Source organism: Daejeonella sp. (assembly GCF_036405355.1).
GTDB lineage: Bacteria > Bacteroidota > Bacteroidia > Sphingobacteriales > Sphingobacteriaceae > Daejeonella.
Genome location: NZ_DASWXT010000082.1, coordinates 1 through 14,598 on the forward strand (window position 1 = coordinate 1; position 14,598 = coordinate 14,598).

General features: G+C 38.3%; 17 protein-coding genes. 10 read left to right on the forward strand and 7 right to left on the reverse strand.

Translation table 11 applies throughout. The features are described from left to right. Together VGE44_RS10250 and VGE44_RS10255 are read right to left on the reverse strand one after the other, a co-directional pair. A partial coding sequence (locus tag VGE44_RS10250; RefSeq protein WP_331078629.1) for a sugar phosphate isomerase/epimerase occupies positions 1–824 on the reverse strand: 824 nt, incomplete at its 3' end. 9 nt (positions 825–833) lie between these two features. Continuing rightward, positions 834–1,991 (reverse strand): Gfo/Idh/MocA family oxidoreductase, encoded by a 1,158-nt coding sequence (locus VGE44_RS10255; protein ID WP_331078631.1) that lies wholly within the window; start codon positions 1,989–1,991, stop codon positions 834–836. 317 nt (positions 1,992–2,308) lie between these two features. Here VGE44_RS10255 and VGE44_RS10260 point away from each other — a divergent pair, with 317 nt between their 5' ends. After that, positions 2,309–3,325 carry a DUF3500 domain-containing protein gene (locus VGE44_RS10260; protein ID WP_331078633.1) on the forward strand — a complete coding sequence of 339 codons (1,017 nt, stop codon included), beginning with the start codon at positions 2,309–2,311 and terminating at the stop codon, positions 3,323–3,325. A 93-nt stretch (positions 3,326–3,418) separates the two neighbouring features. Here VGE44_RS10260 and VGE44_RS10265 read toward each other — a convergent pair whose 3' ends face one another. Next, complete coding sequence (locus tag VGE44_RS10265) at positions 3,419–3,748, reverse strand: DUF3276 family protein (RefSeq protein ID WP_331078635.1); 330 nt, start codon at positions 3,746–3,748, stop codon at positions 3,419–3,421. Between the two features lie 516 nt (positions 3,749–4,264). Further along, a complete protein-coding gene (locus VGE44_RS10270) occupies positions 4,265–6,055 on the reverse strand; it encodes an ABC transporter ATP-binding protein (RefSeq protein ID WP_331078637.1) in 1,791 nt (596 codons plus the stop codon). 210 nt (positions 6,056–6,265) lie between these two features. Here VGE44_RS10270 and VGE44_RS10275 point away from each other — a divergent pair, with 210 nt between their 5' ends. The 9 genes from VGE44_RS10275 to VGE44_RS10315 all read left to right on the forward strand — a co-directional run bounded on the left by VGE44_RS10275 (position 6,266) and on the right by VGE44_RS10315 (position 12,399). Beyond that, a complete protein-coding gene (locus VGE44_RS10275; protein WP_331078639.1) occupies positions 6,266–7,354 on the forward strand; it encodes a Glu/Leu/Phe/Val dehydrogenase in 1,089 nt (362 codons plus the stop codon). A gap of 32 nt (positions 7,355–7,386) precedes the next feature. Then, positions 7,387–8,334 carry a transcription antitermination factor NusB gene (gene nusB / locus VGE44_RS10280; protein ID WP_331078641.1) on the forward strand — a complete coding sequence of 316 codons (948 nt, stop codon included), beginning with the start codon at positions 7,387–7,389 and terminating at the stop codon, positions 8,332–8,334. 56 nt (positions 8,335–8,390) lie between these two features. Then, on the forward strand, positions 8,391–8,840 hold the full coding sequence (locus tag VGE44_RS10285) for a DUF1573 domain-containing protein (RefSeq protein WP_331078643.1): 450 nt from the start codon (positions 8,391–8,393) through the stop codon (positions 8,838–8,840). Between the two features lie 24 nt (positions 8,841–8,864). Next, entirely contained in the window at positions 8,865–9,155 is a 291-nt protein-coding gene (gene yajC / locus VGE44_RS10290) for a preprotein translocase subunit YajC (protein ID WP_305363692.1), read from the forward strand. 82 nt (positions 9,156–9,237) lie between these two features. After that, positions 9,238–10,185 carry a CdaR family protein gene (locus VGE44_RS10295; protein WP_331078646.1) on the forward strand — a complete coding sequence of 316 codons (948 nt, stop codon included), beginning with the start codon at positions 9,238–9,240 and terminating at the stop codon, positions 10,183–10,185. Beyond that, on the forward strand, positions 10,182–10,778 hold the full coding sequence (gene coaE, locus VGE44_RS10300) for a dephospho-CoA kinase (protein WP_331078648.1): 597 nt from the start codon (positions 10,182–10,184) through the stop codon (positions 10,776–10,778). Before VGE44_RS10295 ends, coaE begins: the two co-directional genes overlap by 4 nt. A gap of 1 nt (position 10,779) precedes the next feature. Next, on the forward strand, positions 10,780–11,730 hold the full coding sequence (locus tag VGE44_RS10305) for an MBL fold metallo-hydrolase (RefSeq protein WP_331078650.1): 951 nt from the start codon (positions 10,780–10,782) through the stop codon (positions 11,728–11,730). Next, positions 11,720–11,878 carry a DUF5522 domain-containing protein gene (locus VGE44_RS10310; RefSeq protein ID WP_331078652.1) on the forward strand — a complete coding sequence of 53 codons (159 nt, stop codon included), beginning with the start codon at positions 11,720–11,722 and terminating at the stop codon, positions 11,876–11,878. Before VGE44_RS10305 ends, VGE44_RS10310 begins: the two co-directional genes overlap by 11 nt. Before the next feature lie 71 nt (positions 11,879–11,949). Continuing rightward, the gene (locus VGE44_RS10315; RefSeq protein WP_331078654.1) at positions 11,950–12,399 is read left to right on the forward strand and encodes a MarR family winged helix-turn-helix transcriptional regulator; all 450 of its coding nucleotides are present in this window, start codon (positions 11,950–11,952) and stop codon (positions 12,397–12,399) included. A 151-nt stretch (positions 12,400–12,550) separates the two neighbouring features. Here VGE44_RS10315 and VGE44_RS10320 read toward each other — a convergent pair whose 3' ends face one another. From VGE44_RS10320 to VGE44_RS10330, 3 genes are read right to left on the reverse strand one after another with little or no spacing between them, the layout of a single operon-like run. Further along, entirely contained in the window at positions 12,551–13,264 is a 714-nt protein-coding gene (locus tag VGE44_RS10320) for a ZIP family metal transporter (protein ID WP_331078656.1), read from the reverse strand. Then, positions 13,246–13,827, reverse strand: a complete 582-nt coding sequence (locus VGE44_RS10325) for a phosphatase PAP2 family protein (protein ID WP_331078658.1) — start codon at positions 13,825–13,827, stop codon at positions 13,246–13,248. The genes VGE44_RS10320 and VGE44_RS10325 overlap by 19 nt, the downstream gene beginning before the upstream one ends. Further along, positions 13,820–14,557: a class I SAM-dependent methyltransferase gene (locus tag VGE44_RS10330; RefSeq protein ID WP_331078710.1), complete on the reverse strand. Its 738-nt coding sequence runs from the start codon at positions 14,555–14,557 to the stop codon at positions 13,820–13,822. The genes VGE44_RS10325 and VGE44_RS10330 overlap by 8 nt, the downstream gene beginning before the upstream one ends. Between the last annotated feature and the right edge of the window lie 41 nt (positions 14,558–14,598).

Here is a 14,598-nt window from a genome sequence, read left to right on the forward strand (position 1 = left end):
CCCGGAGAGCGATACCGGCCAGCCCTGTCGGCCCAGTTCTGGTATCCACCAAAGGTGCCCTGCTTGCCAGTTGAATTAAACTCTGCATCTTTCACATGGAATGCTTTGATGCGCTCATGATAATGGTCAATATATTGCACATAATCGAGGCATTGCAATACAAAGTGAGAGGGGTCATAAAGCAGACAGGCTCTTGAATGATTGTTCACTTTCTCAAGGAACATCTCATAGGTCACCCCATCGAAAAGGTCTTCGCCCGGATGGATTTCATAACAAACATCAACACCATGCTGATCAAAATGATCAAGGATTGGAAGCCATCGTCTGGCCAGTTCTTTAAATCCTGCATCAACCAGTCCGGCTGGCCTCTGCGGCCATGGATGCCAGGTATGCCATAATAATGATCCACTGAATGTCGCGTGGGCAGTGATGCCCATGTGCTTTGAAGCAATTGCAGCATATTTTAATTGTTGCACGGCCCATTCTGTACGGGCTTTTGGATTGTTATGCACACTTGCTGGAGCGAAACCATCGAAAAGCAGATCATAAGCCGGATTCACAGCAACAAGCTGTCCCTGCAAATGAGTTGAAAGCTCAGTAATTTCCATCCCGCAGGAATTAACAATCCCCTTGATTTCATCGGCATAGGTTTTACTTTCGGCAGCCTTTTGAAGATCAATACAGCGTGGATCCCAGGTTGGAATTTGTACGCCTTCGAATCCAAGACTTTTTGCCCATTTACATATTGATTCCAGGCTGTTGAATGGTGCGGTATCACCTAAAAACTGTGCAAGAAATATTGCAGGTCCCTTTATTGTCGTCATAATCTATTTTTAAACTTCAAAATTTGTCCATTTATCATTACTTAAGCTGCTATTTACCACATTATTGATAAAAGCCATTCCTCTGATGCCTTCATCAACTGAAGGGTAGTCGTATGCTTCGGGGGCTGCTTTTATACCTTCATTTTTCGCCGAAACACATAGGGCAAAATTCCGGTACAGATTAGCAAATGCTTCAAGATATCCTTCAGGATGACCTCCTGGAGTACGGCTGTTAAACGCAGCATAGCTTGATAACTGATGCCCGCCCGCTCTTAAAATTTGAACCGGCGCATCCAGCCATTTCAGAATTAAGGTATTGGGTTCCTGTTGTGCCCATTCGAGTCCGCCCTTTTCGCCATAAACCCTGATCCGGAGTGCATTTTCTTCTCCCGCTGCAATTTGCGATGCAATAAGTACTCCATTAGATCCATTATCGAATTTGAGAAGCACATTGCCGTCATCATCCAAAGCTCTTCCATCTACTACAATACTGAGATCTGCACACAATTGCGTAATCTTTAATCCACTGATATATTCAGCGAGATGAGCAGCATGGGTTCCAATATCACCCATACATCCGCTTTTTCCTGATCTTGCAGGGTCAGTACGCCATGCGGCCTGTGGGTTTCCATCCTTTTCAGATAATCTGCTCAGCCATCCCTGTGGATATTCTACAATTATCTTTCTGATCTTACCCAATTCGCCTGCTTTAACCATTTCCCTGGCCTGTTTAACCATGGGATAACCGGCATAGGTATGGGTCAGCAATAAACTGAGGCCGGTTTCTTCGGTTTTTTTCTTCAGCAGTTTAGCTTCCTCAAGTGTAAAGGTAATCGGTTTATCAATCACCACATGAAAGCCATGTTCCAGAGCCATCATTGCCGGAGCGAAATGTGCATGATTGGGAGTAACTATACTTACAAAATCCATCCGCTCACCGGCTGGAAGGCGACTCTCCTGAAGGATCATTTCTTCATAATTCGGATAAATCCGGTCTTTCGGTAGAAATAGGGTTCTGCCGCTTTCGATGGCTTTTTCCGGACTGGAACTGAGGGCTCCGCATACAAGCTCAATAAGGCCATCCATATTGGCTGCAATGCGGTGAATAGCTCCGATAAAGGCATCTTTACCGCCCCCAATCATTCCCATTCTTAATTTTCTTTTCATTACAGGTTAATATTATAACTAGTGTAAAAACAAACTTGTCAGGAACTAAAGTAATTAATCAGGTTTGGCTAAAATGTCGCTGATTTAACAATAACTATCACATTTAAAACATTTTTGCATTCTTTAATAGTTTAATAGGGTCTTCTTGAGAGATGCTCAAAGGAAAATTAAATTAAAATTCCATTGTTAAAGAAATTGCTCAATAAATGATATAAACTGATTCCCTATATTTATGTTGAATTAATTTATAATTAACTCTACTGTTCGATTAATTGCTTGTCTTTAATATAATTTATCAAGGATTTTTTAAAAGAAAAATGAAGAAAACCCTTTTTTTGCTGATCACATTGCTTTTAACGCAGGATATTGTCTTCGGACAGGATGCTGTTTCAACAGCTAATCGCTTTATTGCCTTGCTTAGTGAGGCCCAAAAGACTGAAAGTGTTTTTCCATTTGATGTGGAAGAACGGTATAATTTTCATTTTGTGCCGATGAAAAGGAGGGGGATCACTTTTAATGAAATGAATCCTCAGCAGCATAAACTGGCTTTGGATTTATTACGCTCATGTCTTAGTGAAGAAACTTTTCAAAAGACCAGGGAGATTATGCAATTGGAAGTTGTTTTGAAGGAACTGGAAAAAAGGAAACCTGAGGACAATTATCGGGATCCGGGCAATTACCACTTTACGATTTTCGGAAATCCTTCTCCTTCAGGTATTTGGGGATGGCGTTTTGAAGGACATCACATTTCGTTCAATTTCTCTTTCAACAGAAAAACACTCGTAGCTGGTACTCCGGGTTTCATGGGAAGTAACCCGGCAATCGTACTTAACGGTCCGATGGCAGGTAAACAAGTCTTAAAGCAGGAATCTGACAAAGGTTTTGCTTTAATCAATTCATTTACTGCAGCCCAGTTAAAAAAGGCCATCATTGATACGGTAGCATTCAAGGATATATTGACTTTTGATAAACGTAAAGCACTTTTGGGTAAGCCTGAGGGAATAAGGTATTCAGAATTAACTAAGGTTCAGCAATCATTATTACTGCAATTGATCAATGTTTACGTTCACAGATACAAGCATGATTTTGCTGAAAAAATGATACAGGAAATCAAAAAGGAGGGTTTGGATAATATTTGGTTTGCCTGGGCCGGGTACACCAAACCTGAGATAGGTAAAGGATCATATTATCGTGTTCAGGGACCGACAATCGTCATTGAGTATGATAATACTCAAAACAATGCTAACCATGTGCATTCTGTTGTCCGCGATTTAAAAAATGATTTTGGCGGGGATTTGTTATTGGATCATTATAAAAAGGGGCATTCACATTAAACCGGGAGTGAAGGATAAAAAAAGCCCCAACACAAGTTCTTGTTTGGGGCTTTTTTATAAATGAATAATTTATTCTGCCAGAATAAATCCGGATTATATTTCAAAAGAGAAATCATCACTATCCTTTGCAGGCTCAGTATGATTTTCTGAATATTCGTAACGCTTTTCTACGACTTCCTGGTGAGCTTTGATATAATCTATAGTTTCTTTAAGACCTTCAGCAAACTTTTCAAAGTCCTCTTTGTAAAGGAATATTTTGTGCTTGATAAAAACACCATCTTCTAAACGCTTCTTACTTTCAGTTACTGTAACATAGTAATCGTTTGAACGTGTAGCTTTAACATCGAAAAAGTAGGTGCGCTTCCCGGCTCGTACCTTCTTCGAAAAAACCTCTTCTCTTTCTTTGTTTTCGAAATCTCCCATAGTCATATTTAATTTTGATAGGGGTAAATATAATAGATATTAGTAAAGTAACAAATTGATTTTTTTTTGAAAAAGAAGGGTTTTAATTGACAATTGACAGTCACCAGCGTCTGAGGAAAGCTTGAAATGGAATTATCTAACGATTTAGGAGGTTCCAGCTTTCGCCGGAATGACAGCCCATGGGGTGGAATAGGGAGATTCCGGCGAAGGCCGGAATCTGAGTGGTATCATTACAGGTGCTTTTTGGGGTAAGCGATCCTGAGGAATTCAGGATCTCCCCGATACTAAAAAAATCATGTCATTAGATAAAATCGTATCCAATGAAAGCTGGAACCTCATTTTGCTTATCCTATAATTTTGATAAAGCAGAGGGCAAGCTGTTAAAAACGTCAATAAATCCCCATTTTATTTTATAGCCAATGCATTTGACTAGAAGTTTTATTTTAACCGGACACTACTGGTTGATAGTTTACAATATGGTGAGCGAATATCACCCTCATACCTCACACCTAAAGCCTATTCCCCCGCCGTCTGCTCCTCCAGCAGTTGCTTTTCAAACAAATCATAATAACTGCCTTTGAGGCTTATTAGTTCATCATGGGTGCCCTGTTCAATGATTTCTCCACTATCCATAACCAGAATTCTGTCTGCATTTTTAATAGTGGAAACCCTGTGAGCTATCAAAATGCTGGTTTTACCTGCCATTATTCTGCTTAGATTGTTAAGAATTTCTTCTTCTGTACGGGTGTCTACGGCAGAAAGGCAATCATCAAAAATAAGAATTTGTGGTTCTTTAATTATTGCCCTGGCAATAGAAAGTCTTTGTTTTTGTCCGCCGGATAAGGTAATTCCCCGCTCTCCAATCAGCGTTTCGAAGCCCTTGCTAAATTCCATGATATTTTCAAAAACTGCCGCATTTTTTGCAGCTATTTCAACTTTGTCTGGTTCAGTTTCTGTCATTCCAAAGGCAATATTATTATAAATTGTTTCAGAGAAGAGGAAAACTTCCTGAGGAACAAAGCCTATTTGCTGCCTGAAGTGTTGCAGATCAAGTTTTTCAATAGCTTTCCCATCGAGTAATATTTGTCCATCATCAACATCATACATTCGCATTAAAAGATTTGCAATGCTTGATTTTCCAGATCCTGTTCTCCCGATAATGGCAACAAACTCGCCACTTTTTACCTCAAACGAAATGTTTTTTATTGCCTGAATACCTGTGTCAGGATACCTGAAGTTCACATTCTTAAAGCTAATATTTCCTTTTAGCTCGGTCTTTTCTCCATTGACGGAAATAATCTCCGGCTTCGTGTTTAAAAATTCATTGATCCTTTTTTGGGAGGCAGCGGCCCTTTGTATCAGGGAGGTAACCCAACCCAGAGACATGACCGGAAATGTAAGCTGATTGACATAAACAATAAATTCAGCAATATTTCCTGAAGTGATATTGCCATTCATTACTTCAACCCCTCCGATATAAACCGTTACGATGGTACTTAGGCCGACGAGAAGCAGCATCATTGGATAGAAAAGTGCCTGAACCTGTACCAGCGACATTGAATGTAATTTGTAGTCTTCGCTTTCTGTATTAAACTTCTTCCGGATATCATCCTCCCGGACATAGGCTTTAATCACCCTAATGCCTGAGAAGGTCTCCTGAACAAAACTTGATAGTGATGAAAGCTGCTGCTGTATTTGTTCACTGCGATGGTTGATCATGGAATGAACATAATAGATTGTAATCGCCAGAAGAGGCAGAGGCAGCAATGAAAATACAGTAAGTCTTGTATTTACATTGAACATCGAGATAATGATCAGAATAAAGAGAACGCTCGTGTTAATTGTGTACATGATTCCCGGTCCAAGGTACATTCTGACCCGGCTTACATCTTCAGTTACCCTGTTCATCAAATCTCCTGTATTATTTCTGCGATAAAAGGCCATCGATAGTTTCTGATAATGCTGATAAATCTCATTTTTAAGATCGTACTCAATATGTCTTGACATCAGAATGATGGTTTGACGCATAAAAAACAAGAATATTCCTCTGAGCAGGGCTAATAGCAGTACAATTATTCCGAATAGCAATAAACTTTGGCCAAAAACCCTCGAGATCAGCTCCTGGCGTTCGAATCCATCGAAAAGTCTGAAAATAGCGATGTTTTCATTTACAAGGTCAAAAGCTATCCGTATGACCTGCGCCGGAAGTACTGCGAAAAGGTTTGAAATTATAACGAAAAGTACACCGGGCAGCAGACGCCAGCGATATTTATAGAAGAATTTATTGAGATAAGCCAGTTCTTTCATCTGATCCTTGTTTTGCAAAAGTAGATAGAATTTAGGGATTTGAGAATTGACAGTTGACAATGACAATCTCATTTTCAATGAACCAATAAATTACTGATAGCTGATACCTCATACCTGATACCTCACACCAATAAAAACAATTCCAAACCATTATGAAAAATTAAAACAACATTTTTTACTACTTTTGTGGCGTAAAGCCAGGCATCCAACATGATTTTATCTCAATTTGAAGAACATTCAGTCTTTAGTCAGCTTGACACATTCGGTCATCAAAAATTAGTTTATTGCAGCGATCCGGGCACCGGATTAAAAGCAATTATTGCCATTCATGATACTACACTTGGTCCAGCCTTGGGTGGAACCCGTATGTGGGCTTACAAAACAGAATCAGAGGCACTTCATGACGTTTTGCGATTATCACGCAGCATGACCTACAAAGCAGCCATTACAGGTTTAAACCTGGGTGGAGGTAAAGGAGTAATTATCGGAGATAGCCGATTACATAAATCAGAGGCTTTGATGCGCCGTTATGGCCGTTTTATTGAAAATTTGAACGGGTCATTTATCACAGCTGAAGAAGTAGGGACTAATCCAAGGGATATGGAATATATCCGGATGGAAACAAAATATGTTACTGGTGTTCCGGAATCGATTGGTGGTAGTGGTGATCCTTCACCTGTAACCGCAAGGGGTGTTTTCATGGGTATAAAAGCCTGTTTAAAGGAATGTTTCGGAAATGATAGTCTGGCAGGGAAGGCTGTGGCAGTGCAGGGAATAGGGCAGGTTGGTGAAAATCTCGTTTCTTTGCTTAGAAATGAAAATGCCAAGGTTTATATCAGTGATATCAATGAGGAGCGCTTGGGTCAGATTGCACAAAAATATGGTGCAATAGCTGTTGCCAATAATAACCTCTTTGATCTTGATATTGATATTTATTCACCATGCGCATTAGGTGCTACGGTTAATACAGAAACTATAAACCGTTTAAAATGTTCCATTATTGCGGGTTCTGCAAATAACCAGCTTGCTGATGAAGTTGTTCATGGCAATATGTTACTCGAAAAAGGTATTATGTATGCCCCTGATTATCTAATCAATGCCGGTGGACTGATCAATTGTTATTCAGAAATTGCCGGTTTTAATAAAAAGAAAACATTTCAGATGGCCGAAAATATTTATGAAGCCACCAGAAGGGTTTTACAAAAATCAAAACAAGAGAATATTCCAGCCAATGAGGCAGCAAATAAAATTGCTGAGAAGCGGATCGAGGATATCAGAAAAATAAAAGCTTCCTATTAATTTAGGATCAAGAAAAAAAATCGTTCTTATACATGTTAAATAGAAGGCATCTGAGGGTTAAAGCATTGCAGGTATTGTATTCTTACCAGCAATCGGAAGTAAAGGAAATATTGCCTTTTGAAAAGGCGCTTTTACAGAGTGTTGATAAGGTACATGAGATGTATTTCTGGTTACTTTCACTTTTAATTGAGGTAGCAGATTACAGCATAATTGATGCAGATGAACGGGCCAACAAACATTTGCCCTCTGAAGCTGATCTTAATGCAAGTGTAAAACTTCAGAATAATCTCTTTATCAGTTCATTAAAGCAGAATTCAGAATATCTGGCAGCTGTAAAGAAATATAAGATCTCCTGGAATTTTGACCCCGAAGTAAGTAAATCGATTTTCATTTCTTTAAAGAATTCTGCTGAGTACGCAAGCTTTAATAGTCTTGAGGTTCATACCATTCAGTCAGATAAGGATATCATCAAATATATCTTTAAGAAGCTTATCCTTAAATCGCCGGGTATTGAGCAGATCTTCGAAGAAAAGTTCATAAACTGGCCGGTGGATAAGGAAGTACTTCAGGCACTGGTGGCTAAAACATTCAAGAATTTTACAAGTGAAAATCCTGATGATAATAAACTTGCTCAGGTTTGTCCTAACTGGGATGAAGACCGGCCATTTATGCTGGATCTTTTTAAAAAGGTAGTCGCTTTTGAATCTGAATATCAGGAGATGATTGCACAAAAGACAAAAAACTGGGATTCTGAGCGTATAGCGGTGATGGATACCCTGTTGATGCGAATGGCCATTACCGAACTTATTCATTTCTCTTCAATACCTGTTAAAGTTACCATGAATGAGTATATTGAGATAGCAAAAGAATTCAGTACACCTAAGAGCAATTCATTCATAAACGGTATTTTAGATAAAATTTTAGCAGATCTGAAGACTTCGGGAAAGGTTCGTAAGTCAGGACGAGGATTAATGGAGTAAATTTGAACATGTATTTTTCATAGTGTTATTTTGTACAGCATAAATATTAATTAGTAATGAAAAAAATTTTTTTATCAATCGCCTGCCTTGTAGTTTTAGCAGCATGTAATAACCAGAAAACAGTTGAAAGCACTGCAGATTCAAAGGAAACTAGTGAAATTGCAGCAGTTGACACAGCCAGTGCACCCGCATTCAAATTTGAAAAGGAAGTTTATGACTTTGGAAAAGTCACAGATGGGGATGTTGTTACCTACGATTTCAAATTCAAGAATATTGGAAATAGCCCTTTAATTATTAGTAGTGCAACAGCAACCTGTGGATGTACTGTACCTGAATATCCTAAAGAGCCTGTAGCTCCGGGTGCTGATGGAGTTATTCGTGTGGTGTTTAACAGCGCAGGGAAACCGGGTATGCAGAATAAAATAGTAAGTATCACAGCTAATACAATACCATCTCTAACCGAACTGAACATACTTGGAATGGTTGAGGCGGCTAAAGCAAAATAAAAATCAAAATTAAACAAGAATAATATGGACATGCAACAGATCGGCCAGTTTTTACCAATGCTACTAATTATTGTGGTGTTTTATTTTTTTATGATACGCCCGCAAATGAAGAAAGCAAAGGATCATAAAAAGTTTGTGGAGGAATTAAAGAAAGGTGATAAAGTTATCACAACCTCAGGGATACATGGTAAAATTGTTGACTTGAACGAAACTACATTTCTAATTGAAGTTGAGAGCGGTACAAAGATTCGTTTTGAAAAATCTTCTGTTTCTCTGGAATCTTCAAAAGCTCTTAGCCAGTCAGCAGCTAAATAATACGATCATTAAATTAATATGAACGCCGCTTCATTTTTGAAGCGGCGTTTTTATTTGACTAAATTTGATTAATTCACCTGATATGCCTTTAATTAAATTTACTAAAATTGAAAGACGCAGGATCTCCCTGTTTTTCCTCTGCTTACTTATGGCAGTAGGAGCGTGGTTGTTCTTTGCACTTTCCAATAGGTATGTTTATCAGGTTCAGACCTTGGTACACTTTGTTGATCTGCCTGAAAACAGGGCATTCCATCCGCTTCAATCAGATACCATCAGGCTCCAGGTTGAAGGAACAGGCTGGCAATTATTGTTTTCTAAACTAAGGATAAGTCCGCCTTCGGTTAATATTGAGTTGAAGGAATTACAGAAGCAGCCTTTTATCGAACTATCTGATCAGATTCAAAAGATCAATAAGCAGGTGGGTTCTACACAAAAAGTGGTTTATATTCATCCGGATACACTTTATTTTGATTTTTCTTCAAGTACAGTCAAGAAAATTCCTGTGGTATTGAAACAGGATATTCAATTTAAAACTCAGTTTGGTATTTCAGATTCGGTTCAGATTAGTCCTGCATTTGTTACCATTACCGGACCAGTTAAAGAACTTGCGAACATAAAAAGCTGGGAGACAGAACTGCTGCGTTTGGATAAGGTGAGTGAAAGTATAAACATGAAAATTAATTTGAAACGACCTTCCAAGGCGAATATTACAATACATCCCGGCTTTGTCGATCTCAGATTAAATATTGATGAATTTACTGAGAAAGTAATTGAAATACCTGTTAAGGTTCTGAATAATAAGGAGTTCAGGAATGTAAAACTACTTCCCGATAAAGTGAAAGTTACTTTACTTAGCCCTTTAAGTAGGTATCCGGAAACCGATAGAAGTGATTTTGAACTGTTTGTTGATCTGAATAACTGGAAGGAAAAAGGATATACCCAGTTGCCGGTAAGAATAATGCGTATTCCTGAATTTTCCAGACTTGTAAAAATTGAACCTCAGACATTAGATTTTATAATTCAAAAATGATGCTGAAGATTGGTATAACCGGTGGGATAGGTAGCGGTAAAACTACGGTTTGTAAAGTATTCGAGCTTTTAGGTGTACCTGTATTCTACGCTGATGATGTCGCAAAGTCCATAATGCATACTGATCCGATATTAAAGTCAGGGATTCTTGAGGCATTTGGACAGAAATCTTATACCCAAAGCGGGGAATTAAACCGAAGCTATATCTCATCAATAGTATTCAATGATAAGCATGAACTGGAGAAATTGAATTCGCTTGTGCATCCTGCAGTTTTCAGAGCATTTGATACCTGGGTTTTAAGTCAAAAAGAAGCATCCTACGTAATTAAAGAAGCTGCTCTGCTGTATGAAAGTGATGCCTATAAGATGTGCGATCAGTCGATACTTGTAATCTCACCCATTGAAACCAGAATAAGCAGAGTTAAAGCCAGAGACGGGATTAGTGCTGAAGATATTCAATTGAGAATGAACCGGCAGTTTAGTGATGAACAGAAAATGAAGTTTGCAGATCATATTCTGAATAATGATGAGAAACAATTATTAATACCCCAAATTATTCAATTGCATCAGCAATTTTTGATGATTGGATCCTGATATGATTATTAACGATTTTTTGGTCATTAATGAGCGAGGTTTGTATTGCCGCTATGGCGATTTTTATCTGGATCCCCAAGTGGCTTCTGCCAATGCTGTTATTTCACATGCACATGGTGATCATGCCGTGAGAGGCAATGATTATGTGTATTGCACCCCAGCAACTGCTGCCATTATGCAGCATAGGTACCAAAAGAATGCTGGTTACAATATCCTTACTTATGATTGGTCTGAATCATTTGATTTAAATGGAGTATCTATCAGCTTCATTCCTGCCGGGCACATTCTGGGCTCTGCCCAGGTTCTTATGGAATACAAGGGTGTAAGATATTTATATACAGGCGATTATAAACTGCAGGATGATGCTACCTGCGAAAAAATTGAGTTTGTTAAGGCAGATGTTTTAATTAGCGAATCTACTTTTGCAGATCCCGCTGTTCAACATCCTTCGGCGTCTGATGAGATCAAAAAACTGAATTTATTTAATCATAATGTTTTGCTTGGCGCCTATTCTCTGGGCAAGGCACAAAGGCTTATTAATCTGATATCTGATCATTGTCCGCAGCGTCAGGTATTGGTGCACCATTCAATTACCGGGCTGAACAGGATTTACGAGCAATTTGGCTTTAATCCGGGTAAATATGAACTTTATACCCGTAAACAAATGAAACAGCCGGATCAGAATTTAGTCTATATAGTACCGCCTTTAACATTCAACAGCTATATCAGAGCAAAGAATGTGGTAAGGGCATTCGCATCGGGCTGGATGAATTTGCAGACAAATAATGACCTTAAAATTTTAATTTCGGATCATGTTGACTGGAATGATATACTCACCATGATCAGACAAGTTGAACCCGGGGAACTTTGGACACTTCATGGTAATGGGAAACATTTGAAATCTTATTTCAAAGACCAGTTAACTGTAAAATTGCTTAATCATGCTGATTGAAAATGTAGACTATTACATCAACGAAGAGGGTAATCTCGTGTTTACAGAAAAGTACCATTTAAAAAGAGGATATTGCTGCAAGAATAAGTGTTTGAATTGCCCATGGAAATATGGGGAGGATAAAAATATTAAGGCTAAGGTTAAATAATTTGTTATTAATTTTGAATACCTTTTGATTTTAACACTCAAATTAAGCCAGCCAATGTATTAATCATAAGAATGGAAATAGAAAAGGAAATTTACAACAAGAAATTTGAGGATAATCATCAGAAAGTGGTTGTAAACCTGATATATACTTATGGTTGGATAACCAATTTGCTCAGATTAAAGCTCAATAAACATGGTATTACACTCCAGCAATACAATATTTTGAGAATTTTAAGGGGTCAGTACCCTAATCCGGCAACGGTAAACATTCTGAAAGAACGTATGCTTGATAAAATGTCTGATGCATCCAGAATTGTTGAGCGTCTGGTACAGAAGGATCTGGTTAAACGATGTGTCAGCAATAAGGACCGAAGAGCGGTGGATATCCTGATCAGCCCAAAGGGTTTGGATATCCTTCAAAAACTCGATAATGAAGTCTCTTTGAAGGATCTGTTTTCCAAAAATCTGAGCGACGAAGAAGCCCATACCTTAAGTGGATTGCTGGATAAGATGAGAGGGTAGGATTTAGTTGACAGTTGACAGTTGACACCCGATAGCTATCGGGTTGACAGTTGAAAAATGTGTACTTAATATAATAAATTTTCCTCGAAAACGAAAATTTCTGCTTTTAGCTTTTAGCTTTCTGCTTAAAGCTTAAAGCTTTCTGCTTAAATCAGTGTAAATAAAACCCAATCAGTGCAATCCCGATACCAAGCAGCACTGCAACCATCTTTTTCAGATTAAATTTATGATCTACGCTCGACTCGAACAGGATTGTAGTTGAAATATGAAGGAATATACCAATGACTACTCCCATAATCCGGTCGAAATAAGCTTCTATATTACCTATTGATCCTCTGCCGATCTCAAAGCTTAACCAGTAGCCCATCGGACTCATCGCAGCAAAAAGAATTAATAATCCGACAATCTTAGCTTTGCCTAAATTGTTCTGCATCAAAACACTTCCCAGTGCGAATGCTGCTGGTATATGGTGTAAGGCAATTCCAAAAACAAGCTCATTATGCTGTTTCTGAGCTAAAGGCATCCCTTCCAGAAAGGCATGCAAGCATAAACTCGCCATGATCCCAACCGGGAAAACATAATGCTGATGATTGTGTTTATGGATGTGGCCGTGTTCTATCCCCTCAGAAAACTGTTCCATAACAATCTGAAGCAGAAAGCCTCCTAGAATATATAAACCTATATCCGGGTTCCCTGAATGATAAACATCGGGCATAAGATGCAGGATTGTAATAGCAAACAGATAGGCGCCACTAAAAGACAATACCAGTTTAAGACGGTTAGTGTTATCCGTCTTTAGAAGGAAGATCCCAAGGCCACCCAGCATAGAGCTGCTGAACAGCAAAATTAATTCCCAGATCCCCATCCTTTAAATGATTTATTCAGCATCAAAATTGTACTCATAACATATCCTATCAAAGAACCCAGAAGAGCTCCTCCCACTATGTCAAGAGGGAAATGGACACCGACATAAATTTGGGCAAAGCTGATAGAGAAAGCCCAGAATAAGCCAATTGGCAGAATTAGCCTCCATTTATGATAGAAAACAAGAATTAAAAATACAGCCAGTCCAAAATGGTTAGCAGCATGTGATGAAGGGAAACTATAGCCTGTGCCACAGGCAATGAGATTTCTGACTTCTTTTTTTATCTCGGGGTCATTGCATGGCCTTAATCGTTCAACACTGGGTTTGATTACTGAGGATGAAAAATAATCTGTCATGCCAAAGGTTAGTACTGCAAACAAAAGAATTAGCCAGCCTTTTTTACCATAGTTTCTTACTAAAAAGATAATAATAAACAAGTAAAGAGGAGTCCAGAAAAAGCGGTTTCTCAAAGCTGGCATAAGCCAGTCGAAAAAAGGATTACTCAGGCCCTGATTGATGCCAAAGAATAAATTCTGGTCAAACTGAATAATCTGTTCAAACATTGGCTTTTTGACAAATAAATATCAGACGGTCTGATTTTGTTTCATTGAATGGATTTAAGGAAAAGTCGCCAAAGTGATTTAAAATTTTAAAGCCACTTTTTTCGAACATATGTACAAAGTCTGCCAGAGTAAACGCCTTTACTTCTTCTTTAAATGAATAATCTTTATTCTTATGTTCAAAGGAAATGCTTTTTATGATCTTACCATCAGCTATTTTTTTGCTGATATAAAAATCAATGCCATCAACATGTTTAACCTCCTGATTGGTGAGATGGTGCATGATCTTATGACTGTTAAAATAGTCAAGGACCAGGATTCCATCCTTTTTTAATGATTTCCTGAATGTTTTTAAGGCATTAATATGATCTTTTTCTGTTTCGAAGTATCCAAAACTCGTAAAAAGGTTAAATGCAATATCAAAATAATTGATGTAAAACGGATATCGCATATCATGCACATAAAACTGAAGTTTTTCATTTTCAAACTGCTGGGCAAACTTAATATTGGATACTGACAGGTCAATTCCGGTCACATTATATCCTTTTTTATTCAGATATATGGAGTGTCTTCCACGTCCGCATGCGATATCAAGCAAATTGGAGTCTGCGCCTGGTTTCAGGTAGGCACATAGATTATCAATAAAAAATTCAGCTTCTGCATCATTGCGCTGATGGTACAGAATATGATAATAAGGAGAATTAAACCAGTTTTGAAACCACTTCTTTGGCATATGCAGATCACAGGATATAGAGGCAAATATATACATTTACT